This window comes from Hominifimenecus sp. rT4P-3, from assembly GCF_051055405.1.
In the GTDB taxonomy this organism is placed as follows: Bacteria; Bacillota; Clostridia; order Lachnospirales; family Lachnospiraceae; genus Pseudolachnospira.
This window is the reverse complement of the sequence record NZ_CP167068.1, coordinates 2,063,148-2,087,730: the sequence shown is the minus strand read 5'-3', so window position 1 is coordinate 2,087,730 and position 24,583 is coordinate 2,063,148. Positions and strand designations below refer to the sequence as shown.

Below are 24,583 nucleotides of genomic sequence, written 5' to 3'. Positions count from 1 at the left end.
TGCATACCCTCAATGTCCCATGGCAAATCGAATGGTAGCGGCAATGGCGATGGTTAGCATAACGATTGCAATCAGTAAATCAGATTTTTCCTTTGCTTTGATAAAGCAGTACAGACGTCCGGCAGCAACGGAGTAGCTAACGGTAGCGCAAAGATCCATGATTGGCTGATCGTGTAATCCCCGAATAAAGGAGAAAACGGCGGCGCTTAACACAAGAACAAGATATGTATATTTGATGGATTTATCCCGTATCTGTATAGCCATTTCATCCGTTTCTTTCTGCGCTTTTTTTAGAATGGTTTCTTTGTCCATGATCACTACCTCCTACTGGGAAATGCCAAGTTTACTTGTCAGATATAGAATAGCACTGCCAAGTTTACTTGTCAATCGAAAAAATCGCTTGACGAAATTCTCCGCCTGCCGTGGGCTTTGCTGTCCTGCCGCCCTAAAGGACTTGCGCTGCGCTGCAATGCGGTCTTTAGCGGAGCTTTTTTATTTCATAGGAAATTTCCTATGAAATAAAAAGGCTCTCTCCGCCATGATTCGGAAAGAGCCTGTTTGTTGTTATAAAACCAGTTGCTTATTTTTTCTCTAACGCCGCTTTCTTCATGGCGCGTACCCGCAGCGGCAGGCCAAACAGATTGATGAAGCCTTCGGCGTCATGATGGTCATAGAGCTCGCCGGTGGTAAAGGAAGCAAGAGATTCGCTGTACAGGGAGAACGGCGCTTTGGTGCCGGCTTTGATGATGTTTCCTTTATACAGTTTGAATTTCACTTCGCCGGTAATGTCTTCTTCCGTCTTATCCATGAAGGCCTGAATTGCTTCACGCAGAGGGGTAAACCATTTTCCCTCGTAGACGATCTGGGCAAATTTGTTGCCGAGATCTTTCTTGGTCTCATAGATGGCGCGGTCTAAAACCAATTCTTCCAGCTGCTGGTGGGCCTCCATCAAAATCGTTCCGCCAGGAGTCTCATAGACGCCGCGGGATTTGATGCCAACTACACGGTTTTCTACAATATCAATGATACCGATGCCGTGTTTGCCGCCCAGTTCGTTCAATTTGGTGATAATCTCAGATACCTTCATCGCCTGGCCGTTTAAGCTGGTGGGAATACCCTTTTCAAAGGTCAGAGTTACATATTCGCCTTCGTCGGGGGCTTTCTCCGGCGTTACGCCTAAAACCAGCAGATGCTCAAAGTTGGGCTCATTGGCCGGGTCTTCCAATTCCAGTCCCTCATGGCTGATATGCCACAGGTTACGGTCACGGCTGTAGCTGCTGTCGGCGGAGAAGGGAAGATGGATGCCGTGGGCTTCGCAGTAAGCGATTTCTTCTTCACGGGACTGCATTTTCCAAGTCTCATTGCAGCGCCAAGGAGCAATGATCTGCAGATCCGGAGCCAGGGCCTTGATGCCAAGCTCAAAACGGACCTGATCGTTTCCTTTTCCGGTAGCGCCGTGGCAGATCGCGACAGCGCCCTCTTTGCGGGCGATCTCCACCAGCTTTTTCGCGATCAGCGGGCGGGCCATCGCCGTGCCGAGCAGATATTTGTTTTCATAAACGGCATTGGCCTGTACGCAAGGCATCACATAATCGTCGCAGAACTCGTCGATGACGTCCAGTATGTAAAGCTTAGCAGCGCCGGAGAGTTTTGCGCGCTCCTCCAGGCCGTCCAGTTCATTTCCCTGGCCAACGTCGATGCAGCAGCAAACGACGTCATAGTCATAGTTTTCTTTCAGCCACGGAATGATGGCGGTGGTGTCAAGTCCGCCGGAATACGCTAAAATTACTTTGTCTTTCATGATAGGGGAACCTTCCTTTCCTAATTTTCTGCAATAAGCGCCTGTAAACGCATTATTTTGTGTGAACAGGCTTTGCATAATAAAGCATAAATATGCAGAAATTTGTTTCTCTTTGATGTCTGCGGAAAGTATACACCAGTACGGAAAAATTTGCAAGTATTTTTATAAAAAAACTTGCATAAAAATTTAAAAAGATGTATAATGGCCGCATATTTATTATTATGCAAAAGGAAGGCAGGATATGAGATGGTAAAAGCAGGAATTATTGGTTCCACCGGTTATGCAGGAGCCGAGCTGGTGCGTTTACTAGTGCAACATCCGGAAGTAGAGATCTGCTGGTATGGTTCCAGGAGTTATATTGGAGAAAGATTTTCTTCTATTTATAGAAATCTGTTTCGAATTGTGGACGACCAATGTCTCGATGACAATATGGAAGAATTGGCTAAGGAGGCCGACGTGATTTTTACTGCGACGCCCCAGGGATTTTGCGCTTCAATGATGAACGATGAGATTTTGTCCAAAACAAAAATCATCGACCTTAGCGCAGATTTCCGTTTGAAAGACGTGGCAGTTTATGAAAAATGGTATAAGCTGGAGCATAAAAGCCCGCAATATCTGCCGGAAGCGGTATATGGACTTTGCGAAATCAACCGGGAACAGATTCGTGGCGCGCGTTTATTGGCAAATCCAGGATGTTATACCACCTGTTCGATCTTGACTCTTTATCCTTTGGTAAAGGAAGGTCTGGTCGATCCCAATTCCATTATCATTGATGCGAAATCGGGGACGTCGGGAGCGGGACGCGGCGCGAAGGTAGCGAATCTTTACTGCGAGGTTAACGAGAATATAAAGGCTTATGGAGTTACGACCCACCGGCATACGCCGGAAATCGAGGAACAGTTGGGCTATGCCTGCGGTCAGCCGGTACTTTTGAATTTTACTCCTCACTTGGTGCCGATGAACCGGGGGATTCTGGTTACCGCTTATGCAAACCTGACAAAACCGGCGACAAAAGAAGAGATTCAGAAAGCCTATGAGAAATACTATGGAGCGGAATACTTCATCCGTTTGCTGGGAGCCGGCGTCTGCGCGGAGACTCGTTGGGTAGAAGGAAGTAACTTTGTTGATATTGGTTTCCAGATCGATGAGAGAACAAAGCGTATCGTTGCCATGGGCGCTTTGGATAATGTAGTCAAAGGAGCGGCAGGTCAGGCAGTTCAAAATATGAATTTGATGTTTGGCTTTCCGGAAAATTTGGGCTTGACACAACCCCCAATGTTCCCGTAAAGTGAAGGGGAGTTATAGAAAACAAATGGATTCGATCGATATCTGCGAAAATGATAGGCGATATGGTTGGGCCGATTACATTTGGATGAATAAAAATAAGAAAAATTTGTATAAAAATCAAGGAGAAGGTTTTCTATGAACATATTAGACGGAGGGGTTACTGCTCCGAAGGGCTTTTTTGCCGCTGGCATAAAGGCGGGCATCAAAAAAGAAAAGAAGGATATGGCCGTTGTTTTCAGTGAGATTCCGTGTGAATCTGCCGGTGTGTTTACGAGAAATCTGGTAAAAGCGGCGCCGGTGAAATGGGATAAACAGGTGGTGGACAGCGGCGCGAAATGTCAGGCGGTGATCGTCAATAGTGGAATTGCCAATGCGTGTACTGGGGAAGAGGGCATGCAGCACTGCGCCGAGACGGCGTCGGAGGCAGCAAGCGTATTTGGCATTGCGGCGGAAGGCGTTTTTGTAGCTTCCACCGGCGTGATCGGACCGCAGCTTCCGATGGACAAATTGCTGCCCGGCATCAAACAGTTGAAAGAACAGATGGCGGATACGAGAGAGGCGGCCCGTTTGGCGGCAGAAGCGATTATGACTACCGACACGGTCTCGAAAGAGGTTGCCGTGCAGACGGAAATTGGCGGAAAAACCGTGACTGTGGCCGGCATGTGCAAGGGCTCTGGCATGATTCACCCGGATATGTGTACGATGCTTTGCTTTTTGACCACCGATGTATCGATCAGTAAGGAAATGCTTCAAAAAGCGTTGAGTTCCGACGTGGAAGATACCTTTAATATGATTTCTGTGGACGGAGATACCTCCACCAACGACACGGTTTTGGTGCTGGCGAACGGCGCTTCCGGCTGCCCAACGATTACTTCGGATGGGGCGGACTATCAAGCCTTTCTGGAAGCTTTTCACTATGTGATGGAGGAACTTTGTAAGAAAATCGCCGGGGATGGAGAGGGTGCGACGGCACTTTTTGAGGTCAAGGTGATCCATGCAAAAAGTAAGGAACAGGCCAAAATTCTCAGCAAATCTGTAGCTACTTCGAATCTGACAAAGGCAGCCATCTATGGCCATGACGCCAATTGGGGACGGATTCTCTGCGCCATGGGATATTCGGGCGCTGATTTTGAACCGGAGATCGTGGATCTTTATTTTGAGAGCGCGGCGGGAAAGCTGAAAATTGTGGAGAATGGAACTGCGACGGATTATAGCGAAGAGGTTGCGACCAAGATTTTGTCCGAGCCTGCGGTGACGGCGATTGCTGATTTGAAATTGGGCGAGGCCGCCGCTACGGCTTGGGGATGCGATTTGACCCATGAATACGTGTCGATTAACGCGGACTATCGCAGTTAAGGAGGAGAGAATGGAAGAAGCGATTATGCACAAGGCGGAGGTCTTGGTGGAGGCTCTGCCATATATTCAGAAATTTAACCGGAAGGTGGTCGTAGTCAAATACGGCGGCAGCGCTATGCTGGACGACCATTTAAAAGAGGACGTGATCAAAGACGTAGTCTTGTTAAAATTGGTGGGATTTAAGCCAGTGATCGTTCATGGCGGCGGAAAAGACATCAGCAAATGGGTGAAACGGTCCGGTATGGAGCCCCGCTTTGTCAATGGTCTGCGGGTCACAGACGAGGCGACCATGGAAATTGCGGAGATGGTGTTAAATCGGGTGAATAAAAGCCTTGTCCAAAAAGTGGAATCTCTGGGCGTTCATGCAGTGGGCATCAGCGGTAAGGATGGCGGTCTGCTGAAGGTAAAAAAGCGGTATTCAGATGGAGAGGATATTGGATTCGTTGGGGAGATTACTGAAGTAAATCCGAAGATCATTTTCGATTTACTGGAAAAAGATTTTCTTCCGATCATCTGTCCGATTGGTTATGATGATAATTTTGATTCTTACAATATCAATGCCGACGACGCGGCCTGCGCGGTGGCTTCGGCCCTGCATGCCAATAAGCTGGCATTTTTGACGGATACCGAGGGCGTGTACCGGGACTTTTCGGATAAGAGTTCTTTTATTCACTCCATGCAGGTTCATGAAGCGGAAGAGTTTATTGCCAGCGGCGGCGCCAGCGGCGGTATGATTCCAAAACTGCAAAATTGCATTGCTGCTTTGCGGGACGGCGTAGAGCGAGTACATATTTTGGACGGCCGTCTGCCCCACAGCTTGCTGCTGGAGTTTTTCACCAATCGAGGAATCGGCACGGTGATTATCAATGATAAGGAGACAAAGGGATGAATAAGCAGGAAGTCATGGAGCAGGGAGAAAAATATTTGCTTCATACCTATAACCGCTATCCTCTGGTTCTGGACCACGGGGAAGGCGTGTATTTGTACGATTCGGAAGGAAAAAAATATCTGGATTTCTGCGCTGGAATCGCGGTATTTGCCCTTGGCTATAACAACAAGGAATTCAATGAAGCGATCAAAGCTCAGGTGGACCGGCTGATCCATTGCTCCAACTATTTTTACAATGAGCCTTCGGTGGAGGCGGCAAGAAAATTGGTGGAAGCCTCCGGCATGCAAAAGGTGTTTTTCACCAACAGCGGAACCGAGTCCATCGAGGGGGCGTTAAAGACCGCGCTCCGGTATGCCTACGACCGGGACGGCTGGAATGGCCATGAAATCATTGCGATGAATCATTCGTTCCATGGACGTAGTCTTGGCGCTTTGTCTGTGACGGGAAACGCCCATTATCAGGACCCGTTTAAGCCTTTGATCTCTGGCATTCGGTTTGCTGATTTTAACGATTTGGAGAGCGTGAAAGCCCAGGTGACAGAAAAAACCTGCGCGATTATTGTAGAACCGGTTCAGGGAGAGGGTGGAATCTATCCTGCCACGGAGGAATTCCTGAGAGGATTGCGGGCTCTCTGTGATGAGAAAGACATCCTTTTGATTTTTGATGAGATTCAGTGCGGCATGGGGCGGACTGGTACGATGTTTGCCTGCCAGCGTTACGGCGTATTGCCGGACGTGATGACTGTAGCAAAAGCTCTGGGATGCGGCGTTCCCGTTGGCGCTTTTCTCTGCAATGAAAAAGCGTCGGCATTAAAGCCTGGCGATCACGGCACCACTTACGGTGGAAATCCGCTGGTTGGCGCGGCTGCCAGTAAAGTACTTGATCTGTATCAGTCCATGCACATTGTAGAGAATGTTCAGAAAGTCGGGGCCTATCTGGATCAAAAGCTGACCGCATTGGCGGAAAAATACGAGAAGATTGTAGCGCATCGCGGAGTTGGATTGATCCATGGCTTGGAGTTTTCGATTCCAGTTGGAGATATCATCGTGGAGGCGCAGAAGCGCGGGCTGATTTTAATCAACGCGGGAACCAATATTTTGCGGTTTGTTCCCCCTTTGATTATCACAGAGCAGGATGTGGATGATATGCTGGCAATTTTAGAGCCGGTTTTACAGGAACTTTTGTGATGGGACGGACGGATATCAGAAGAAGGCTCCTTGTTAACCAAAAATATCTGTTTCGATAAAAGAAAGTGAAAGAAAAAAGCGGTTTCCGTTTTATGGCGGAAACCGCTTTTTTGGTGTCAGAGCGGAAGCGTCCTGTCGTAAGGCTGGCATCGCCGGAAAAGGCGAATCAAGACAAAGACAGCGGCGATGGAGAGTATGAACTCCGCAGAAAACTGGGCGTAAGCGAGTCCATACAAGGGGAATAGGGCGTTTAAAAGCAGCAATGCGGGAATTTCCAGCACAATTTTTCGAAGAACGGCAAAAATGAAAGAATTTTTTCCCATGCCAGTTGCCTGGAAAACGCCAACGGCCAGAAAATCCATACAAAGAAATGGCAAAGCGAGACATAAGCCCCGTAAGAAGCTGGAACCATAGGCAACGATTTGCTCATTTTTCATAAACATGCGGGTCAGCTCCTCAGCTCCGATATAATAAACAAGAGCAACTAGAGCCAGGAAAGAAATAGAAAGCTTTGCCGCAAAGAGGAATGTTTTTTTCATGCGGCGGGTATTGCCGCTGGCGTAATTGTAGCTGATCAGAGGCATAATTCCCTGGGATAGCCCCAGGGCGATGTGGAAGGGCACCATATTAATTTTTTGCGCAATCCCCATGGCAGCGACGGCGTCGGAGCCGAAGGAAGAGGTGAAGTTATTTAAAATGGTCATGCCGGTCACGTTGAGCAGATTCTGGATAGAAGCTGGGATACCGACGCTGCATACTCCGATCAGAATGGATTTTTTCAGGCTGAACATGCGGGGCCGAATACAGACGTATGTGCTTTTTCTTTTGATATACAGGAAGACAAAGAAATAAAGGCAGGCCACGCAGTTGGAAAGGAACGTGGCAAGCCCCGCGCCTTCCGCACCCATGTTGAGTCCCCATGGAAGAATAAAGAACGGATCCAGTAGGATATTTAAAAAACAGCCGCTCATCGTTCCGATACTGGCATTCAGCGCGGACCCTTCCGCGCGGACCAGATAGGCGAGGACTACGTTTAGAATCGCGGGGACAGCTCCAAAGCTAACCGTCCATTTGGCGTAAGCCGCGGTGGCGGCTAGCGTATTCGTATTTGCACCCAGCAAGATCAGCAGCGGCTGCTGGAATACAGTAAAAAGAATGGAAAATAAAAGACCAAAAAGGATGGAGCAGTAAAATCCGAAGGCGGAACTGCGGGAAACGGCATCAAAATCTTTCCGGCCAAGAGCCCGGCTCATCATGCTGGAGCTGCCGACGCCAAACAGGTTGTTGACCGCATTAAAGGCTAAAAGAATCGGGGCGGCCAGCGTGACGGCGGCATTTTGAATGGAATCATTGAGAATACCAACAAAGTACGTGTCGGCAAGGTTGTATAAAACCATGACCAAAGAACTGAGAATAGTCGGGACGGCCAAAGTCATAACAGCCTTCGGGATCGGTGTTTGTTCAAAAAGAATCGTTTTTTGTTCGTTTTCCAAGATGTTTTCCTCAATAAATGAAAAGTATGAAGCCGCTGGCTTTCATTTCCGGTAACGATGCCGTTAGGCATCAGGACAGTTTCATATGATACTATGGTACTACTTTTTCTTCTTTTCTTCAATCCCGTTTTTTAACTTCGGAATTTTCCAGAATAAAATAAAAAAAGCTATTGACACTGGTCAAAATCTGTGCTAGTATGTGAAAAAATTAAAAGCGACGATGGAGAAAAGTAAAGCAGTCTGCTGTTTCAGAGAGCGGGGGATGGTGAGAGCCCCGTACCAGGGATTGCCGGAAAGAACACTCCGGAGCTTCAAACTGAAACCGAAAGGGAGTAGGGGAGACGGGATGCTTCCGTTATAGAGCTAGCGTTTCAAAGGCGAACGCGAAAAGGAGGCCGGCCGGCAGGGCGGCAATTTAGGTGGCACCGCGGATAGGCAGCTATTCGTCCTGAATGAATGTTTGGGGACGAGGAGCTGCCTTTTTGATTCCCGGAAAGAGAGGAAATATTATGTGTGCAATTTTTGGTTACGTTGGTCATGACATTTCAGTAGATACGCTGCGGGAGTATCTCCTGCGCACGGTGCGGCGCGGGCCGGATGATCAGAAGCTGGTGGAGACGGAATTTGGCGCGATTGGATTTGATCGTTTGGCTATCATGGATTTATCGGACGATGGGATGCAGCCTTTTGAAAGAGATGGCAGCTGGGTCGTCTGCAACGGAGAATTGTATGGTTTTCGTACCATGAAAAAAGAGTTGGAAGAGGAGGGTTATGAGTTTCACAGCGAGTCGGATTGTGAACTTCTGCTTCCCTTGCTTCAGGAGTATGACCTGGAAATGTTCCGCCATCTGGACGCAGAATTTGCCTGCTTGATTTATGAGGCTAAGTCGGGCCGCGTGATTGCAGCCAGAGATCCGATTGGAATTCGTCCTCTGTTTTATGGGTATTCGGAAAGCGGCTGTATCGCATTTGCCAGTGAGGCAAAGTGCCTGGTTGGGTGGGTAAAAGAAGTATTCCCCTTCCCGCCCGGCTGCTATTACTGCGATGGAGAATTTGTCCGCTATGCAGATATCGCATCGGTGGAACAGTATCATCATGAGGATTTACCTACGATCACAAAGACGATTCGGGAAAAGCTGATCGCAGGTGTGGAAAAGCGCCTGGACGCGGATGCCCCGATGGGATTTTTACTTTCCGGCGGTTTAGATTCCAGCCTGGTTTGCGCCATTGCCGCACGGCTTTTGGGAAAACCGATTCGTACCTTTGCCATTGGCATGGATGTGGATGCCATTGATCTGAAATACGCTAAGCAGGTGGCGGATTATTTGGGCGCTGAACACACGGAAGTGATTATGACCAAAGAACAGGTGCTGGAATCTTTGGAGACCGTGATCGCGGCGCTGGGTACTTATGATATCACGACAACGCGCGCCAGTATGGGAATGTATCTGGTCTGCAAGTATATTCATGAAAACACGGATATCCGCGTACTGTTGACCGGCGAGATATCCGATGAATTGTTTGGATATAAATATACGGATTTTGCGCCGAGCGCACAGGCGTTTCAGGAGGAAGCGGAAAAGCGGCTGCGAGAGCTTTATTTCTACGATGTGCTTCGGGCGGACCGCTGTCTCGGCGACAACAGCTTGGAAGCCCGCGTTCCTTTCGGAGATTTGAACTTTGTGCGCTATGTGATGGCGATTGATCCGGAAAAGAAGATGAACAAGTATGGAAAAGGAAAATATTTGCTTCGGAAAGCCTTTGAAGAGGGGGAATGGCTGCCGGAGGAGATTCTTTGGAGGGAAAAGGCGGCGTTCAGCGATGCGGTCGGTCACAGCATGGTAGACGATTTGAAGGAATACGCGGAAAGCCTTTATACGGATCAAGAGTTTGAGACGCTGCGGAAAAAATATACGTTCGCCCAGCCCTTTACCAAGGAAAGTCTGCTTTACCGGGAAATTTTTGAAAAATATTATCCTGGCCAGGCGAAAATGGTTCCGGATTTCTGGATGCCGAACCGTTCCTGGGAAGGGTGCGATGTGGACGATCCCAGCGCCAGAGTATTGAAAAACTATGGAGAAAGTGGAAAATAAGCAGTGGCTTTCTTTTCGTTCCTATGTTATAGTGAAAAATATAGGAGGCGCCTGCCGGATGCGTGGATAGAAGAGGCAGGTTACGAAAAGGGATGAAGACGATTATTGATCTGCAGATACAAATTTTTTTGCTGGTAGCCATTGGCTTTTTTCTGACGAGAAAGAATTGGGTGAATGATACAACCCAGAAACAGATGGTAGATATCATTTTATATGTGCTTCTTCCATGCACGATTTTCCGTTCTTTTCTCAGCATTGAAATGACGGCGGAGCTCATCAAAAAGACAGCGGTGGTAGGGATTGTAGCGACGGCCATGCAGTTTTGTTACCTCTTCGTGAATCGATTTTTGTATAGAAGGTTCGAACGAGGCAGAGCTCTTTTGATGAAGTATGCAACTATCTGCACGAATTCGGCATTTATCGGTCTTCCAATCATCGAGGCAGTGATGGGGGCGGAGGCGCTGGTGTATGCGTCGATCGCCCTGATCCCTACTCGTGTGGCTATGTGGACGGCAGGACTATCCCTTTTCACAGAAACCGATCGGAAGTCGATGGTGCGGACATTAGCTTTGCACCCATGTATTTTAGCTGTTTTTCTGGGCTTTCTCTTTATGGGGACAGGGTGGAGCCTGCCGGCAGCTTTGGAACAAACGACATTGGGACTTAGCAGATGTACGACGTCCCTGTCGATGATAATGGTAGGATGTATTTTGGGCAAAGTAGAGCTGCGAAAGGTTTTTGATTGGTCGGTTCTGTATTACAGCTTGATTCGTCTGTTGGCTTTGCCCTTTTTCTTTCTGGCGGTTCTGTATATCTTCCAGGCGGATAAAATGACAGTCGGCGTGACCGTGCTCACTGCGGCGATGCCGGCGGGAAGCACTACAGCGATGCTGGCGAAAAAGTACGACCAGGATACAGAGTATGCTTCGAAGTTGGTTTGTGTTTCTACTCTGCTTTCTCTCGTAACGATTCCGCTGTTTTCTATTTTATTGCAGGGCGGTACCTTCCATTGACAAGGGCGTAAATATTGTATTTTGTTTCTTTTGACAGGGGATTTTCTTGCAGATTTTTCAATCAGCCCTATTGTCAATTTCCCTTTCTAAAAGACTTCTGCACTCCCTCAATTATGGTATCTTCTGGCTTTATGGCGCCAAGAAGCAGCGGAGAGGCTGGATCATGATACTTAAAGTTTTCAAACGCTTTTCGAGGATTTTTATTGGCATAGCAGTATTTGCAGCCGTTCATGCAGGTATCGTAAGCCCCGATATCCCGACTTTCTATACAATGGCAGCCTTGCCGCATCCCCTTATGTTTTAAATCTTTGAATATGATGTCATTGGCATGACCCAGAATGTCCAACGTCATGCAGCCGGAGGAATGAATGCCATAGCGGGTAAAATCGCCGTTCGTCCCGCAGGTTTGAATGGGAAACCCATATTTTTGGGCAATTGCGCCAAATCCCTCAGCCAAAGTATCCATATCTTGCTGGGAGAACAGAAGAATCTCTGGCATATTGGTTTCCAGCTTTTTATACATTTCTACAAAGCTAAAAATGCAGCGGTCTATATAGGGAGCAATTACCTGCGCCATGCGCTCAAAAGTTTCTAAGTGTCGCTGGATCGTGTACTCTTTTGTCAGTAATACGGAGTCATATCTCCAGGCGACACGCTTTCGTTCAACTTGTTCTGACAGCTCAATTAGAGTTTTGATACTTTCCTCAATGGAGGGGACGCCCGGCTCGATATCTTTGCCGTAAGCGGTGATCGTATAGTGAAAATAGGTATTGAAGCGATCGGTAATCTCATGGAGGCGGGGGAGTATGGGCTTGTAGTTTTTGGAACAGAACACAATGCAGTCCACCTTGTCTGGAGTCAGTTCATAGCGGCTAACCTTATGAGGAAACAGCGGATTGCGAGTCAGGACATAGCCCTCGGAAAAGCGGCGCAGCAGCCAATCGGTGTAATATTGAACGGTATCTGTCCGTCCTCCGGTATTGATAATCATTTTGATATCTCCTTGAGTTCATACTCTGACGTATCAAAAAAGTTCTTTGGTGGTCAGGGGATGTTTTTTGTATATAGCTGACTTTGTATTACCGCAAAGAGAATTCTATGTCAAGCGTTTTTTAAAACTTGACAAATAAGAAAAGCCTGTTATAATGACTTCATAACTGCATAAAAGAGCGATGATAGGAACTAGTAGCAAAAACAGGACCAACAGAAAGCAGTCGGTGGATGAGAGGCGCGGGAGACCATTTTTGTGAATACATCCTTGAGCTGCTCACCGAACGGAGATCAAGTAGGCTGAGCCGCGGGGCGCGCGTTACAGCGCCGGAGTATCTTGGAGAGATCCGATGTACTCAGTAAGGCCGTTTGTGTGAACAGGCGGCGAAGTAAGGTGGTACCACGAGCGCAACCCTCGTCCTTTCCGAAGGACGGGGGTTTTTATTTATTATGAAAGCCCCCGGACGGCAGCCGTATGAAGAGACATGCTTGCATGGCTCTTCATACGGATATCGGACGGGCTGACCCATATGAGCAAGTAGGGCGTTAGCCCGGATTGCGAATATGGGGAGGAGATTGCGGGAGTCCGAAGGACGAAGCAATCGGCTTTCATAGTAAGAAAGCGCTCCGCTAGGGATGCGCACGAGCGTGAAAGGAAGATGCCGCCGATGGCGGCCACGCTCGGCGCGAGAATTTCGCAGAGCGAAATTCTTTTTTGATGAAAGCCCCCGGACGGGTATCGGACGGGCTGACCCATATGAGCAAGTAGGGCGTTAGCCCGGATTGCGAATATGGGGAGGAGATTGCGAAAGTCCGAAGGACGAAGCAATCGGCTTTCATAAAAAGGAAGCAATCGGCTTTCATAAAAAGGAAGCAATCGGCTTTCATAAAAAGGAAGCCGAAGGAGGCAGAAAATGAAAGAGGAGATTGCGAAAGTCCGAAGGACGAAGCAATCGGCTTTCATAGTAAGAAAGCGCTCCGCTAGGGATGCGCACGAGCGTGAAAGGAAGATGCCGCCGATGGTGGCCACGCTCGGCGCGAGAATTTCGCAGAGCGAAATTCTTTTTTAAGGAAAAAATAGGAGAATGAGAAGATGAAAATTTATGAAGAACTGCAAGCCCGTGGCCTGATCGCCCAGGTCACAGATGAAACAGAAATCCGTGAATTGGTGAACAATGGAAAGGCGACCTTTTACATCGGCTTTGACCCGACGGCCGACAGCCTCCACGTCGGCCACTTTATGGCGCTTTGCCTGATGAAACGGCTGCAGGAGGCGGGAAACCGTCCCATTGCCCTGATCGGCGGCGGTACCGGTATGGTCGGAGACCCGTCTGGTCGGACCGATATGCGCCAGATGATGACGGTGGAGACCATCCAACACAACTGCGAATGCTTTAAAAAGCAGATGAGCCGCTTTATCGACTTTTCCGAAGGAAAAGCGCTGATGGTAAATAACGCGGATTGGCTGTTAGATCTGAATTATGTGGAACTTCTCCGGGAGGTCGGCGCCTGCTTTAGTGTGAACCGGATGCTGACGGCGGAATGTTACAAGCAGCGGATGGAAAAGGGATTGAGCTTTTTAGAGTTTAACTATATGATCATGCAGAGCTATGATTTCTATGCTCTTTACCAGAAATATGGATGCAACATGCAGTTTGGCGGCGACGATCAGTGGAGCAACATGCTGGGAGGCACCGAATTGATTCGCCGCAAACTGGGAAAAGACGCCTATGCCATGACCATCACCCTGCTTTTAAATTCCGAGGGCAAAAAAATGGGTAAAACTCAGTCAGGGGCTGTTTGGCTGGATCCCAATAAAACCACTCCTTATGAGTTTTATCAATATTGGAGAAATGTTGCGGATGCCGATGTATTGAAATGCCTGCGGATGCTGACCTTCCTGCCTTTGGAGCAGATCGACGAGATGGATCGCTGGGAGGGAAGCCAGTTGAATACAGCCAAAGAGATTCTGGCATTCTCACTGACCAGCTTGGTTCATGGCGAGGAGGAAGCAAAGAAAGCGGAAAGCGCTGCCAAGGCTTTGTTTGTAGGCGGCGGGGACGCCGCCAATATTCCGACCACTGAGCTGGGAGCGGAAGATCTGGTAGATGGAACTATTGATATTTTGGCGATGTTGCAAAAGGCGGAGTTGGTGCCTACGAAATCGGAAGCTAGGAGAGCCGTAGAGCAGGGCGGCGTAACGGTAGAAGGAGAGAAGATCCTGGATATCCGGAAAGCCTTCACTGCGGACGAGCTGAAAGACGGAATTATGGTGAAAAAGGGAAAGAAAAATTTCCGCAAAGTAATCTACAAAGCGTAAGGATGGTCAAAGGTGCAGGAAGAAGATAAGAAAAATCGACTGGAAGACTGCGTCCTTTGTCCGCGGGAGTGTCATGTAAACCGGGCGGCGGGAGAGCGCGGGTTCTGTGGAATGACGGACAAGATGAAAATTGCCCGTGCAGACCTGCATATGTGGGAAGAACCCTGTATCTCCGGAGAGAAGGGGTCTGGAACCGTATTTTTCACTGGCTGTTCGCTCCAGTGTGTATTTTGTCAAAATCATGTGATTGCCTGCGACCGTATTGGCTGGGAAGTCACTGTAGAAGAACTGGTCGAAATATTTTTTCAGTTAAAAGAAAAGGGCGCTGCCAATATTAATTTGGTGACGCCGGGGCACTTTGCCGAACCAGTTGCCAGAGCATTAAAGGCCGCTAGAAATAGCGGCCTTTCTCTGCCGGTTATCTGCAATACGAGCGGCTATGAAAAAGTAGAAACGCTGCGGCTTTGGGATGGATTGATCGATGTCTATCTGCCGGATTTCAAATATATGGACAGAGAGCTTGCCGGGACTTATTCCCATGCGAAAGCATATCCAGACATAGCGAAGCGGGCGCTGGGGGAGATGGTACGGCAAACGGGAGAATGCGTTTTTGATGAGGATGGGTATATCAAAAAAGGGGTAATTGTCCGCCACTTGATTCTTCCAGGCCATACGAAAGACTCCAAGGATGTGATCCGCTATCTCTTTGAGACCTATGGAAATAAAATTTTTATCAGCGTGATGAATCAGTATACGCCGATGGAATGGGTAAAGGAGTATCCGGAACTAAATCGGAAAGTGACCCGCCGGGAATACCAGAAAGTGGTGGATTTTGCTTTGGAGATCGGCGTGGAGAATGGTTTTATCCAGGAAGGGGAGACTGCGTCAGAGAGTTTTATTCCGCCGTTTTCGGGGAAGGAATCATAACAGGAGGGAAACAGCTGGAAAGGAAAAGAGGAAATGATCCATCCTTTGGCTGATGGCAGATATAAAGCAGACAAAAAGCAAGACGGAGTTGATGAGCCATGAAAAGAATTTTAATTATTGATGACGACATACATATCGGAAATGTGCTTGAAGAAGCTCTTTCAAAAGAAGGATATGAAATCTCCCGTGCGTATTCTGGAACAGAAGCATTATTCGTGTTATCTAAATCAAAACCAGACCTTGTATTATTGGACTTAATGCTGCCGGGATTGGATGGGGAAGATGTCCTTCCGAAAATAAAGGGAATACCTGTTATCGTGGTGAGCGCTAAAGTTGATATTGATAATAAAGTTAATGTGCTGCTTGGCGGTGCGGTTGATTATGTGACGAAGCCGTTTAGCATGCGGGAGCTTTTAGCCAGAATTTCCGCACATCTCAGAAATGCGGAAAGGATGTTTGTTTCTCCAGAATTAACATTTTTAGATATTGTCCTTAACACAAATACTCATATTGTAAAGATTAACAATATGGAAATAAAATTGACAAGAACAGAATATGCCATTTTAAAATTGCTGATGCAAAATCCGACACAGGTTGTTACGAAATCGCTGTTGTTAGACCGTATCAGTGAAGATACGCCAGATTGCACAGAAAGTTCATTGAAAATGCACATCAGCAATTTAAGGAAGAAGATGCGGGATGTGAACAACAAAGACTACATTGAAGCGGTCTGGGGGATTGGTTTTAAAATGAGGGCAGAATAAATCTTTACTGTTTCTTTACGGTTCTCTTTACCGTTTTCTTTACTATTTGCAGCTATAATGCCAATACATGAAACAAGGAGGTTATAGTTGTATGGATTATGTTCTCAGAACCAATGCTTTATGTAAAAAATACAAAGATTTTAAAGCATTAAACGGACTGTCTATGAATGTTCCCAAAGGAGCAATCTATGGCTTTGTAGGGAAAAACGGCGCTGGCAAAACAACTCTTATCCGTCTGATTTGTGGGCTGCAGGAGCCTACATCCGGCGATTATACACTTTACGGAAGGAAAAATACGGATAAGGATATTACAAAGTCCAGAAGAAGGATGGGGGCTGTTGTAGAAACTCCGTCTATTTATCTTGATATGACTGCCGAGAATAATCTGAAACAGCAGTACCGTATTTTAGGGCTGCCGTCTTTTGAGGGGCTGTCGGAGATTTTGAAATTAGTAGGGCTTGATGATACGGGGAAGAAGAAAGCAAAAAACTTTTCTTTAGGTATGCGGCAAAGATTGGGCATTGCAATAGCCCTTGTAGGCGACCCTGATTTCTTGGTATTAGACGAACCTGTCAACGGTCTTGACCCACAGGGAATCATTGAAATTAGGGAATTGATATTAAAGCTCAATCGGGAACAACAGATTACAGTATTGATTTCCAGTCATATCCTCGATGAACTTTCCAAGTTGGCGACATATTATGGTTTTATTGATAGCGGACGCCTTGTAAAAGAAATGAGCGCGAAAGAGTTAGAAGATGCTTGCAAGAAATGTGTCCGTATGGAAGTCAGTGATACGAAGGCTCTTGCCCGCGTCCTTGACGGAATGAAGATTGATTATGCAATCATAACAGACCAAACGGCGGATGTATATGCAAAGGTTAATATATCTCGCTTAACTGCTGCATTGGCAAAAGAAAATTGTGAAGTTATTTCCATGCAGGAGCGTGATGAAAGTCTTGAGAGTTACTATGTCAGCCTCATAGGAGGTGGAAAAAATGCGTAAGTTGTTATCCGCTAATTTTTCTCGTCTCTGGAGAGATAAAATCTTTTGGATTTGTATGGGAACGATGTTGATTTATTCGGTTGTATATATGCTGAATGGCTGCAGACAGGCAACTGTTGATATGGCAGAATACAATTACAGTATGGAAGAATATTATTTCCACTTTGCAGTGTCAATCGGTATGTTTTGCGCACTGTTTAGCAGTTTGTTTTTTGGTACGGAATATAGTGATGGGACAATCCGGAATAAAATTGTAGTCGGTCATACAAAAACGGATGTTTATATTGCCAGTCTGATTACTACGATTACAGCAACCTTGTTCATAATGCTGGTGTGGCTGGTAGGCGCATTAGTTGCTATTCCTACTCTCGGTGTATGGAAAATGAATGTTTCGGAGCTGTTTTTATATTTATTGATTGCGGTTATGTTCGTAATGGCTTTTTCTGGAATCTGTACATTTATTTGTATGACAGTTACAAATAAGGCCTATATTGTTGTGATTTCTATGCTGTTGATTTTAGGGCTTCTTATTTTTACAAGCATGTTATATAGCGGTCTTAGCCAACCAGAAACAATAAGCGGTGTTCAGATAACCTTAAATGGAATGGAAATGTCTGAACCATCCCCGAATCCGAATTATGTCAGTGGTGCAATGCGTAAAGTTTATGACTTTATTCTGGATTTTTTACCTACGGGACAAGGATTGAGAATGTGGCAGTTGGAAATCGTTCATCCCATCCGTATGATAATATCATCAGTTGTTATCACGTTTTTGACAACATGCTGCGGAATATTTATTTTTAAGAAAAAGAATTTGAGGTAAATTTCGTATGGAAGAATGGTTATGGGCTTTCGTAGGCATTATGGCGATCATCATTGTTGCCTTGTTTATGAAAATTTATATCTTACAAAAAGCCGCAGGGGAACTGGCAGACGCCTTTGCCGACAGGCTCATAACCGATACGAATACTCTTATTGACATTTCCTGTAACGATAGGTATATGCGTAAATTAGCAAATGCCATCAATACAGAACTTCGTAAACTTCGCATAGAACGGCACCGGTTTCAACAAGGCGACATGGAATTAAAAAATGCAGTTACAAATATTTCCCATGATTTACGAACCCCGCTTACGGCTATCTGCGGCTATTTAGAATTGTTGGAACAGGAAGAAAAGTCAGACGCTGTTAATCGGTATATCGGAATTATAAAAGACCGTGTGGATATTTTGATACAGCTTTCAGATGAGCTTTTCCGATACTCCGTTATCATTTCAACGAAAGACAATACAACCAAGGAGCAGGTTGTCATCAATACGGTATTGGAAGAAAGTATTGCGGCATTTTATACCGTTTTAACAGAACGAAACATTGTGCCTGAAATACAACTATCCGAAACAAAAATAATACGAATGCTTGACCGTTCCGCTTTATCTCGTGTGTTTTCTAATCTAATCAGTAATGCTATAAAATACAGTGATGGAGATTTGAAAATCACGTTGTCAGAGAATGGAGAAATTACTTTTTCCAATATGGCTTCTGGATTAGATGAAATACAGGTGGGGAGGCTGTTTGACCGTTTCTATACGGTAGAAGCAGCCAGAAAGGGGACAGGCTTAGGATTAGCAATTTCTAAAACGCTTGTCGAACAAATGAATGGGACGATATCAGCGAAATACGAAAACGGCAGACTAAGCATCCGCATCGTTTTCCAGATATGAAAAAACGAAGTCCGGCGGGCTGTGTTCCCAGGCTTTTATTTGGAATACTTCCAAACATATATGGAGATACAAGGCTATAGGGGCGCCTTCCTTACGGAGGGCGCCCCTAAAAGGCCGTTTTTCTGTTAACGGAAGATTACGGCTGGCTATGGGTTGCCTTTTGATCGCAGTAGATGCAGCGGTAAGCACCGCTTTCCCGATCAGCCAGCTTAAATACGTGGTCCAGTTCCTGTTCGATGGAAGTAATGCAGCGGGGATTTTTGCATTTTACAACATTGACGATTTTTTCAGGCAATTCCAGACGTTTTTTCTCTATGGTCATGCCGTCTTCAATGATATTGACGGTAATATTCGGGTCAATATATCCCAGGACATCCAGGTTAATATCGATGGTATCATTGATTTTGATGATATCCTTTTTTCCCATTTTGTTGCTTTTTACATTTTTGATGATGGCCACACTGCAATCGAGATGATCCAGATTCAGATACTGATACACCTGCATGGCTTTTCCCGCTTGAATGTGATCCAGTACAATTCCCTTTTCGATACTGTCAACCTTTAACATATGTGCCTCCTATTATTCTACTGTCTGATCCAAACCTAAAAGTTTCAGCATCAAAGCCATCCGGACAAATTTCCCATATTCCACTTGATCAAAATAAACGGCGCGAGGGTCATTGTCCACCTCGGTTGCAATCTCATTCACTCTGGGAAGTGGATGCAGGATTTTCAAATCTGGCTTGGCATTTTCTAATTTTTCCAGTGTCAATATGTAGGTATCTTTTAAGCGGATATAGTCGGCTTCGTTGAAGAAACGTTCCCGCTGTACGCGAGTCATGTAGAGAATATCCAGGTCATTGATGACGGTATCCATCTCGCACACTTCCTGGAAGGGAATATTCTTTTTCAGCAAAGTTTCTTCTTTGATATAATCTGGAATCTGCAGCTCAGGAGGAGAGATCAGAATGAATTTCATATTTTCATAACAGGAAAGTTGTTTGATGAGAGAGTGAACGGTGCGTCCGAATTTTAGGTCTCCGCAGAATCCCACGGTTAGATTGTCCAGCCGCTTTTTGGTTTCCTTGATGGTCAGAAGGTCCGTTAAGGTCTGGGTCGGATGGTTATGGCCGCCATCGCCAGCATTGATAACCGGAATATCTACATACATCGATGCTACGAGAGGAGCGCCTTCCTTGGGATGCCGCATGGCGATGATATCTGCATATTTGGAAACCGTGCGGGCAGTATCGGCTACGCTTTCCCCTTTGGCGGCGGAACTGGCGTCTGCAGAAGAAAAGCCAAGTACGCTGCCCCCAAGCTCCAGCATCGCTGCTTCAAAGCTTAAACGGGTCCGCGTGCTAGGCTCATAAAATAAGGTCGCTAATTTTTTTCCTTTACACACCTCCGAATATTTCTTTCTGTTTTGAATAATGTCTTCCGCCAAACTGAGGATTTCGTCAATTTCTTTCAGACTTAAATCCGTCGGGTCAATAAGATGTTTCATAATAGCACCTGTCCTCCCTATGGTAATCTCCACCCTTCCGGGCAAATTTTTTCAATTATATAATTTTTTGCCGGGGCTTGTCAAGCAAAAAGTAGAAATACCAAAAAAAGGTGTGTAGGATTACAATACATGTGTTACAACTGAATAATGAAAAAGCAGAGATGCCTCCTTTGTGTTATACTTTAGTCACCACAACAAAACAAACAAAAAGGAGTTCTCTGCTATGGCTAGTATAACACAAGATATGAGGTATCGTCTATCCCTAATTCAATATGCGGAAAAGCATGGCGTTACAAAAGCTGCTATTCAATATAGTACCAACCGCCAGTATATTTACCGCTGGCGACGCCGCTACGACGGCTCCATACAGTCTTTGCGCAATCTCTCAAGAAAACCTCACCACCATCCCAATCAGCATACTTCGGCAGAACTGAAATTGATCTCCGATATGCGCAGACGCAATCCCCATGACGGTCTCGTTGTTTTCTGGGTTAAGCTTAGGCAGAGAGGCTATTCACGCTCTATCTCCGCACTCTACCGCGTTCTGAAAAGGCAGGGGATTATGGCCGTTCATCCTCCCAATCCCAAGTATATCCCTAAGCCTTACGAGCAGATGGATCATCCCGGGCAGCGCATTCAGATCGATGTCAAGTTCGTTCCTGCTTCTTGTCTGCTCAACAGCAATGTCAAAGACGAAAAGTTCTTCCAGTACACTGCTTTGGATGAATTCTCCAGATGGCGTTTCGTAGAGGCTTTTGACGAACACAGTACCTACTCTTCTGCTCAGTTTTTGGACCATTTGATAAAGGCTTTCCCCTATCCGATCGAATGTGTTCAAACGGATAACGGGGCTGAATTTACCAACCGCTTCACCACACAACGGGATAAGCCGACAATGTTTCAGGTTCATCTGCTGGCACATGGGATTCGCCACAAGCTTATCCGTCCTTTTACACCAAGGCACAATGGCAAAGTAGAACGCAGTCACCGTAAGGACAACGAACGCTTTTATGCCACGCACACCTTCTATTCCTTTGAAGATTTCAGCAGACAGCTGAAAGTGTACAATCGCAGGGATTACAATAACTTTCCCATGCGCCCTCTTGGTTGGAAAACTCCGGCTCAGGTACTTAGGGATTATAATGGCTCAGTGTAACATATGATTGACAAACCTACAAAAGTAGAAATACCAAAAAAAGGTGAGAGGGGGAATAAAAAAGTATTTTACTGCTGGAAATTTTTTATGGACTGAGTTATACTAAAATCCGTCGGCATTTCCGCGGGCGCCAAATCGCAAGAGAGAAGAGTAATGGAAATGAGTAAAAAGGGTGTAATCAAGTCCCTGGGATTAACCGTTCTGGGAATCGTGCTATTTTTAGTGAAAATTCCTGGGTTGGACCAGAGTGTGTTTCAATTTTTCGTGAGCTTTTTTGAAGGGATTTTGGACCCTTTAAACGCTTGGATTTTACTGGCTTTTATTGGACTTTCACTATTCGCCACGATTTGCGGTACCTGTCTGCGTGTCGGATGGATTCTGAAAAGTCCAAGGTTGAAAAAAAACTTTGCAGGCAAAAAAATGCAGTTGGTGACTCTAAGCGTGGCTTTTGTGGTCGTATTTTCGTATTTGTTTTTGCCGCTGGATTTTTTGAATAAAGAGAGCGAAGCGCTGATTCCCATGTGCGCCCATATGGTTGTCTTTATGGTGATTGCCAAACTGCTTCTGCCGCTTTTGAGCGACTATGGCCTTTCGGAATTTTTGGAAGTTTATCTGAGGCCGATTATGAAACCCTTGCTGAAGGTGCCGGGAGCTGCGGTGATCAATGTGCTGACGGGGATGTTTGTCAGCGTGACGGTGGCGGTGGTGATGGTGGTCGATCAGTTTCAAAAAGCCGTGTATAACCGCAGGGAAGCCGTCATTATTATTTCCTGCCTGACCATCCCTTCTATGCCCTTTAGTATGTTGGTACTGGAGACAATCGGAGAGATGGAGCATTTTGGCCGCTTTTACCTCTACATGTGCGTAGCGGCGCTTCTGGTCAGCGTAATTGTTGTACGTCTTTTTCCGATTCGAAAGATTCCAGAGACTTATGTGGGGGAAAGACCGGCGGAGCAGATGGGGCAAGTATCTTCAAACTCGCGTCTACAGAGGGCTTTGACAGGGGCTTCGAAAAAGGCGCTGGCTACCCGTTATCATCCGGTTGACAATGTAATCTCCATTATGCTCAATATGATCAGTTTTATTCCCTACACGTTGGCTTGGGGAACTGTGATGAAGTTAATTCTGGCCTATACCCCGGTAGTCAATATCCTGACCTATCCTTACGCTATGTGGATGAAACTTTTTGGAATTCCGGATGTCAGTTACTACGCGCCGGTGATGGTACTGAATTTCATCGATGTGGTGATGCCTACGGTTCTTTTGGCTGACGTACATAACGCGGCAATTACTCTGAAAATTCTTTGCATGACTTTGGGGGAAATGGTTTACATAGCCCCGCTGCTATTAGCCCTGGCTTGTCCTGGTTTGACGAATCTGAAAGAGCAGGCCGGCATCTGGCTGTTACGCCTGATTTTGCTGGTACCTGCGGCTGTATTCCTATTTCCAGTATTCTTTGGAGGGCTGGGATAGAAGAACAAAGAATTTCCGATAGAATAGAAAAGCGGTTCAACCAGAAAATTCGGTTGGACCGCTTTTTAAAAATCAGAAAGAAACCGTAAGCAGCATCTTTCTTAGTCTTCCAGAATTTTGCCATCGATGGATAGGGTCACCACCTGCCATGGAATAAACTTCCCGCTGTTTTGCAATGCTTTCTTTGCCGCCATCTCTATTCCGCCGCAGCAGGGAACTTCCATCCGCAGGACCGTCACGCTTTTGATGTCATTATTTTTTATGATTTCCGTGAGCTTTTCACTGTAGTCTACAGAATCCAGTTTGGGGCAGCCGATCAGCGTAATCTTGCCTTTCATGAAATCTTGATGAATATTTGCATAAGCGTATGCCGTGCAATCCGCCGCGATCAGCAGCTTGGCGTCATGAAAATAAGGGGCGTTTATTGGAGCCAGCTTAATCTGGCAAGGCCATTGGCCAAGCTGTGATTTTATGGCCGTGGACGGCGAAGGGGATGGCTCTGTTTCCGTAGGTTTCAGCTGGCGCATTTGCATACCGGGACAGCCGGCAGGCTGGGGACTTGCGGCTTTTTCCTTTTTTTGCTTTGCGGCAAGAACAGCGGCCGCATCATAGGATGCCGCTTCCCGCTCCTCAAAGGTAATGGCGCCAACCGGGCAGCCAGGGAGGCAGTCCCCTAGACCGTCGCAGTAATCCTCACGGGTGAGCTTTGCTTTCCCATCGATTATTTCGATGGCGCCTTCGTGGCAGGCCTCGGCGCAGATGCCGCAGCCGTTACATTTTTCCTCATCGATTTTTATGATTTTTCTTATCATATGGAAAACCTCCTGAATTCGGTTATATTCTTGACTTTGCAAGGTTAGTCTACTATAATACGGACAAAAAGTATGTGGTTCTAACCACGAAAACGAGGCTTTTATGAATTTTGATTTTATTTCCAAAACCGCTTTATTTCGAGGGTGTTCGGAAGAAGATGTCCAAAAGATGGCGAAGCATCTGGATTTCAAAACAGTCTGTTACAAAAAGGGAACGACGATCTACGAAGAGGGGAATATTACGACGAATATTGGCCTTGTCCTTTCTGGCAGCGTCCAAATTGGACACGACGATTTCTGGGGAAATCAGAGTATCCTAAGTATAGTAAAGGCGGGAGGGGTATTTGCGGAAGCCTATGCTTGTATACCGGAGGAACCGCTGATGATTCGGGTGGCGGCCAATGAAAATTGTGAGATTCTCTTTATCAACGTGCCGAAGCTATTTTTACCCTGTACTGCCTGCGGGGTGCAAAACCGGCTGATACAAAATCTGCTCACCATCAGCGCGCAAAAAAATCTTCAGCTTTCCAAGCGCAGCCTGCATACCTCGCCGAAAACAATACGAGGGCGGCTTCTTTCTTATTTTTCCCAGCTGATTTCAGAGCAGGGAAGCAGTAAAATTGTGATTCCTTTTGACCGTCAGCAATTGGCGGACTATTTGAACCTGGACCGCAGCGCTTTGTCGAAAGAGCTGGGAAAGATGAAACAGGATGGCTTGATTGATTATAGAAAAAATGTTTTTGAGATAAAAAAAGCAAATATCTGATGGAAGATCAATTTTGGTAAAA

General features: G+C 46.3%; 23 protein-coding genes and 2 other annotated features. Of the genes, 16 read left to right on the top strand and 7 right to left on the bottom strand.

Annotated elements, in window-relative coordinates; genetic code table 11:
- Window positions 1–9: 9 nt before the first annotated feature.
- Both ACCC71_RS09710 and ACCC71_RS09705 read right to left on the bottom strand, forming a co-directional pair.
- Window positions 10–312 carry a DUF6442 family protein gene (locus ACCC71_RS09710; protein WP_434309430.1) on the bottom strand — a complete coding sequence of 101 codons (303 nt, stop codon included), beginning with the start codon at window positions 310–312 and terminating at the stop codon, window positions 10–12.
- A gap of 268 nt (window positions 313–580) precedes the next feature.
- Window positions 581–1,801 (bottom strand): argininosuccinate synthase, encoded by a 1,221-nt coding sequence (locus ACCC71_RS09705; RefSeq protein WP_434309429.1) that lies wholly within the window; start codon window positions 1,799–1,801, stop codon window positions 581–583.
- Window positions 1,802–2,047: 246 nt separating this feature from the next.
- On the opposite strand from ACCC71_RS09705, the gene argC reads away from it, so the two are divergent.
- The 4 genes from argC to ACCC71_RS09685 all read left to right on the top strand — a co-directional run bounded on the left by argC (window position 2,048) and on the right by ACCC71_RS09685 (window position 6,520).
- On the top strand, window positions 2,048–3,088 hold the full coding sequence (gene argC, locus ACCC71_RS09700) for an N-acetyl-gamma-glutamyl-phosphate reductase (protein WP_434309428.1): 1,041 nt from the start codon (window positions 2,048–2,050) through the stop codon (window positions 3,086–3,088).
- A gap of 135 nt (window positions 3,089–3,223) precedes the next feature.
- Window positions 3,224–4,444, top strand: coding sequence for a bifunctional glutamate N-acetyltransferase/amino-acid acetyltransferase ArgJ (argJ, locus tag ACCC71_RS09695; protein WP_434309427.1), 1,221 nt, complete (start codon window positions 3,224–3,226; stop codon window positions 4,442–4,444).
- A 10-nt stretch (window positions 4,445–4,454) separates the two neighbouring features.
- Window positions 4,455–5,333: an acetylglutamate kinase gene (gene argB, locus ACCC71_RS09690; protein ID WP_434309426.1), complete on the top strand. Its 879-nt coding sequence runs from the start codon at window positions 4,455–4,457 to the stop codon at window positions 5,331–5,333.
- A complete protein-coding gene (locus ACCC71_RS09685) occupies window positions 5,330–6,520 on the top strand; it encodes an aspartate aminotransferase family protein (protein WP_434309425.1) in 1,191 nt (396 codons plus the stop codon). Before argB ends, ACCC71_RS09685 begins: the two co-directional genes overlap by 4 nt.
- 116 nt (window positions 6,521–6,636) lie before the next feature.
- On the opposite strand, the gene ACCC71_RS09680 is transcribed toward ACCC71_RS09685, so the two are convergent.
- The gene (locus tag ACCC71_RS09680) at window positions 6,637–7,956 is read right to left on the bottom strand and encodes an MATE family efflux transporter (protein WP_434311836.1); all 1,320 of its coding nucleotides are present in this window, start codon (window positions 7,954–7,956) and stop codon (window positions 6,637–6,639) included.
- Window positions 7,957–8,221: 265 nt separating this feature from the next.
- Window positions 8,222–8,467 (top strand) — a binding site (T-box leader).
- A gap of 55 nt (window positions 8,468–8,522) precedes the next feature.
- Between ACCC71_RS09680 and asnB the strand changes: the two genes are divergently transcribed.
- The gene (asnB, locus tag ACCC71_RS09675; RefSeq protein WP_434309424.1) at window positions 8,523–10,106 is read left to right on the top strand and encodes an asparagine synthase B; all 1,584 of its coding nucleotides are present in this window, start codon (window positions 8,523–8,525) and stop codon (window positions 10,104–10,106) included.
- Between the two features lie 92 nt (window positions 10,107–10,198).
- Window positions 10,199–11,119: an AEC family transporter gene (locus tag ACCC71_RS09670; protein ID WP_434309423.1), complete on the top strand. Its 921-nt coding sequence runs from the start codon at window positions 10,199–10,201 to the stop codon at window positions 11,117–11,119.
- Between the two features lie 73 nt (window positions 11,120–11,192).
- On the opposite strand, the gene ACCC71_RS09665 is transcribed toward ACCC71_RS09670, so the two are convergent.
- Complete coding sequence (locus ACCC71_RS09665) at window positions 11,193–12,110, bottom strand: DUF1848 domain-containing protein (RefSeq protein ID WP_434309422.1); 918 nt, start codon at window positions 12,108–12,110, stop codon at window positions 11,193–11,195.
- 172 nt (window positions 12,111–12,282) lie between these two features.
- Window positions 12,283–12,535: a binding site (T-box leader), on the top strand.
- 488 nt (window positions 12,536–13,023) lie between these two features.
- Between ACCC71_RS09665 and ACCC71_RS09660 the strand changes: the two genes are divergently transcribed.
- The 7 genes from ACCC71_RS09660 (at window position 13,024) to ACCC71_RS09630 (ending at window position 18,847) form a co-directional block, all read left to right on the top strand.
- Window positions 13,024–13,179, top strand: coding sequence for a hypothetical protein (locus tag ACCC71_RS09660; protein WP_434309421.1), 156 nt, complete (start codon window positions 13,024–13,026; stop codon window positions 13,177–13,179).
- A 23-nt stretch (window positions 13,180–13,202) separates the two neighbouring features.
- Complete coding sequence (gene tyrS, locus ACCC71_RS09655) at window positions 13,203–14,429, top strand: tyrosine--tRNA ligase (RefSeq protein WP_434309420.1); 1,227 nt, start codon at window positions 13,203–13,205, stop codon at window positions 14,427–14,429.
- A 12-nt stretch (window positions 14,430–14,441) separates the two neighbouring features.
- A complete protein-coding gene (locus ACCC71_RS09650; RefSeq protein ID WP_434309419.1) occupies window positions 14,442–15,356 on the top strand; it encodes a radical SAM protein in 915 nt (304 codons plus the stop codon).
- Between the two features lie 98 nt (window positions 15,357–15,454).
- The gene (locus tag ACCC71_RS09645; protein ID WP_434309418.1) at window positions 15,455–16,120 is read left to right on the top strand and encodes a response regulator transcription factor; all 666 of its coding nucleotides are present in this window, start codon (window positions 15,455–15,457) and stop codon (window positions 16,118–16,120) included.
- Between the two features lie 91 nt (window positions 16,121–16,211).
- A complete protein-coding gene (locus tag ACCC71_RS09640) occupies window positions 16,212–17,126 on the top strand; it encodes an ATP-binding cassette domain-containing protein (protein ID WP_434309417.1) in 915 nt (304 codons plus the stop codon).
- Window positions 17,119–17,949 carry an ABC transporter permease subunit gene (locus ACCC71_RS09635; protein WP_434309416.1) on the top strand — a complete coding sequence of 277 codons (831 nt, stop codon included), beginning with the start codon at window positions 17,119–17,121 and terminating at the stop codon, window positions 17,947–17,949. The genes ACCC71_RS09640 and ACCC71_RS09635 overlap by 8 nt, the downstream gene beginning before the upstream one ends.
- A gap of 7 nt (window positions 17,950–17,956) precedes the next feature.
- Complete coding sequence (locus tag ACCC71_RS09630) at window positions 17,957–18,847, top strand: sensor histidine kinase (RefSeq protein WP_434309415.1); 891 nt, start codon at window positions 17,957–17,959, stop codon at window positions 18,845–18,847.
- A 136-nt stretch (window positions 18,848–18,983) separates the two neighbouring features.
- Here the strand turns inward: ACCC71_RS09630 and ACCC71_RS09625 are convergent, their stop codons facing one another.
- The gene (locus tag ACCC71_RS09625; protein WP_434309414.1) at window positions 18,984–19,415 is read right to left on the bottom strand and encodes an aspartate carbamoyltransferase regulatory subunit; all 432 of its coding nucleotides are present in this window, start codon (window positions 19,413–19,415) and stop codon (window positions 18,984–18,986) included.
- Between the two features lie 12 nt (window positions 19,416–19,427).
- The gene (pyrB, locus tag ACCC71_RS09620; protein WP_434309413.1) at window positions 19,428–20,354 is read right to left on the bottom strand and encodes an aspartate carbamoyltransferase; all 927 of its coding nucleotides are present in this window, start codon (window positions 20,352–20,354) and stop codon (window positions 19,428–19,430) included.
- A gap of 223 nt (window positions 20,355–20,577) precedes the next feature.
- Here pyrB and ACCC71_RS09615 point away from each other — a divergent pair, with 223 nt between their 5' ends.
- Both ACCC71_RS09615 and ACCC71_RS09610 read left to right on the top strand, forming a co-directional pair.
- The gene (locus tag ACCC71_RS09615; RefSeq protein ID WP_434309412.1) at window positions 20,578–21,510 is read left to right on the top strand and encodes a DDE-type integrase/transposase/recombinase; all 933 of its coding nucleotides are present in this window, start codon (window positions 20,578–20,580) and stop codon (window positions 21,508–21,510) included.
- 159 nt (window positions 21,511–21,669) lie between these two features.
- On the top strand, window positions 21,670–22,983 hold the full coding sequence (locus ACCC71_RS09610) for a nucleoside recognition domain-containing protein (RefSeq protein ID WP_434309411.1): 1,314 nt from the start codon (window positions 21,670–21,672) through the stop codon (window positions 22,981–22,983).
- A gap of 101 nt (window positions 22,984–23,084) precedes the next feature.
- Here the strand turns inward: ACCC71_RS09610 and ACCC71_RS09605 are convergent, their stop codons facing one another.
- Window positions 23,085–23,795 carry an ATP-binding protein gene (locus tag ACCC71_RS09605; protein ID WP_434309410.1) on the bottom strand — a complete coding sequence of 237 codons (711 nt, stop codon included), beginning with the start codon at window positions 23,793–23,795 and terminating at the stop codon, window positions 23,085–23,087.
- Between the two features lie 103 nt (window positions 23,796–23,898).
- Between ACCC71_RS09605 and ACCC71_RS09600 the strand changes: the two genes are divergently transcribed.
- On the top strand, window positions 23,899–24,561 hold the full coding sequence (locus ACCC71_RS09600; RefSeq protein WP_434309409.1) for a Crp/Fnr family transcriptional regulator: 663 nt from the start codon (window positions 23,899–23,901) through the stop codon (window positions 24,559–24,561).
- The last annotated feature ends 22 nt before the right edge of the window (window positions 24,562–24,583 follow it).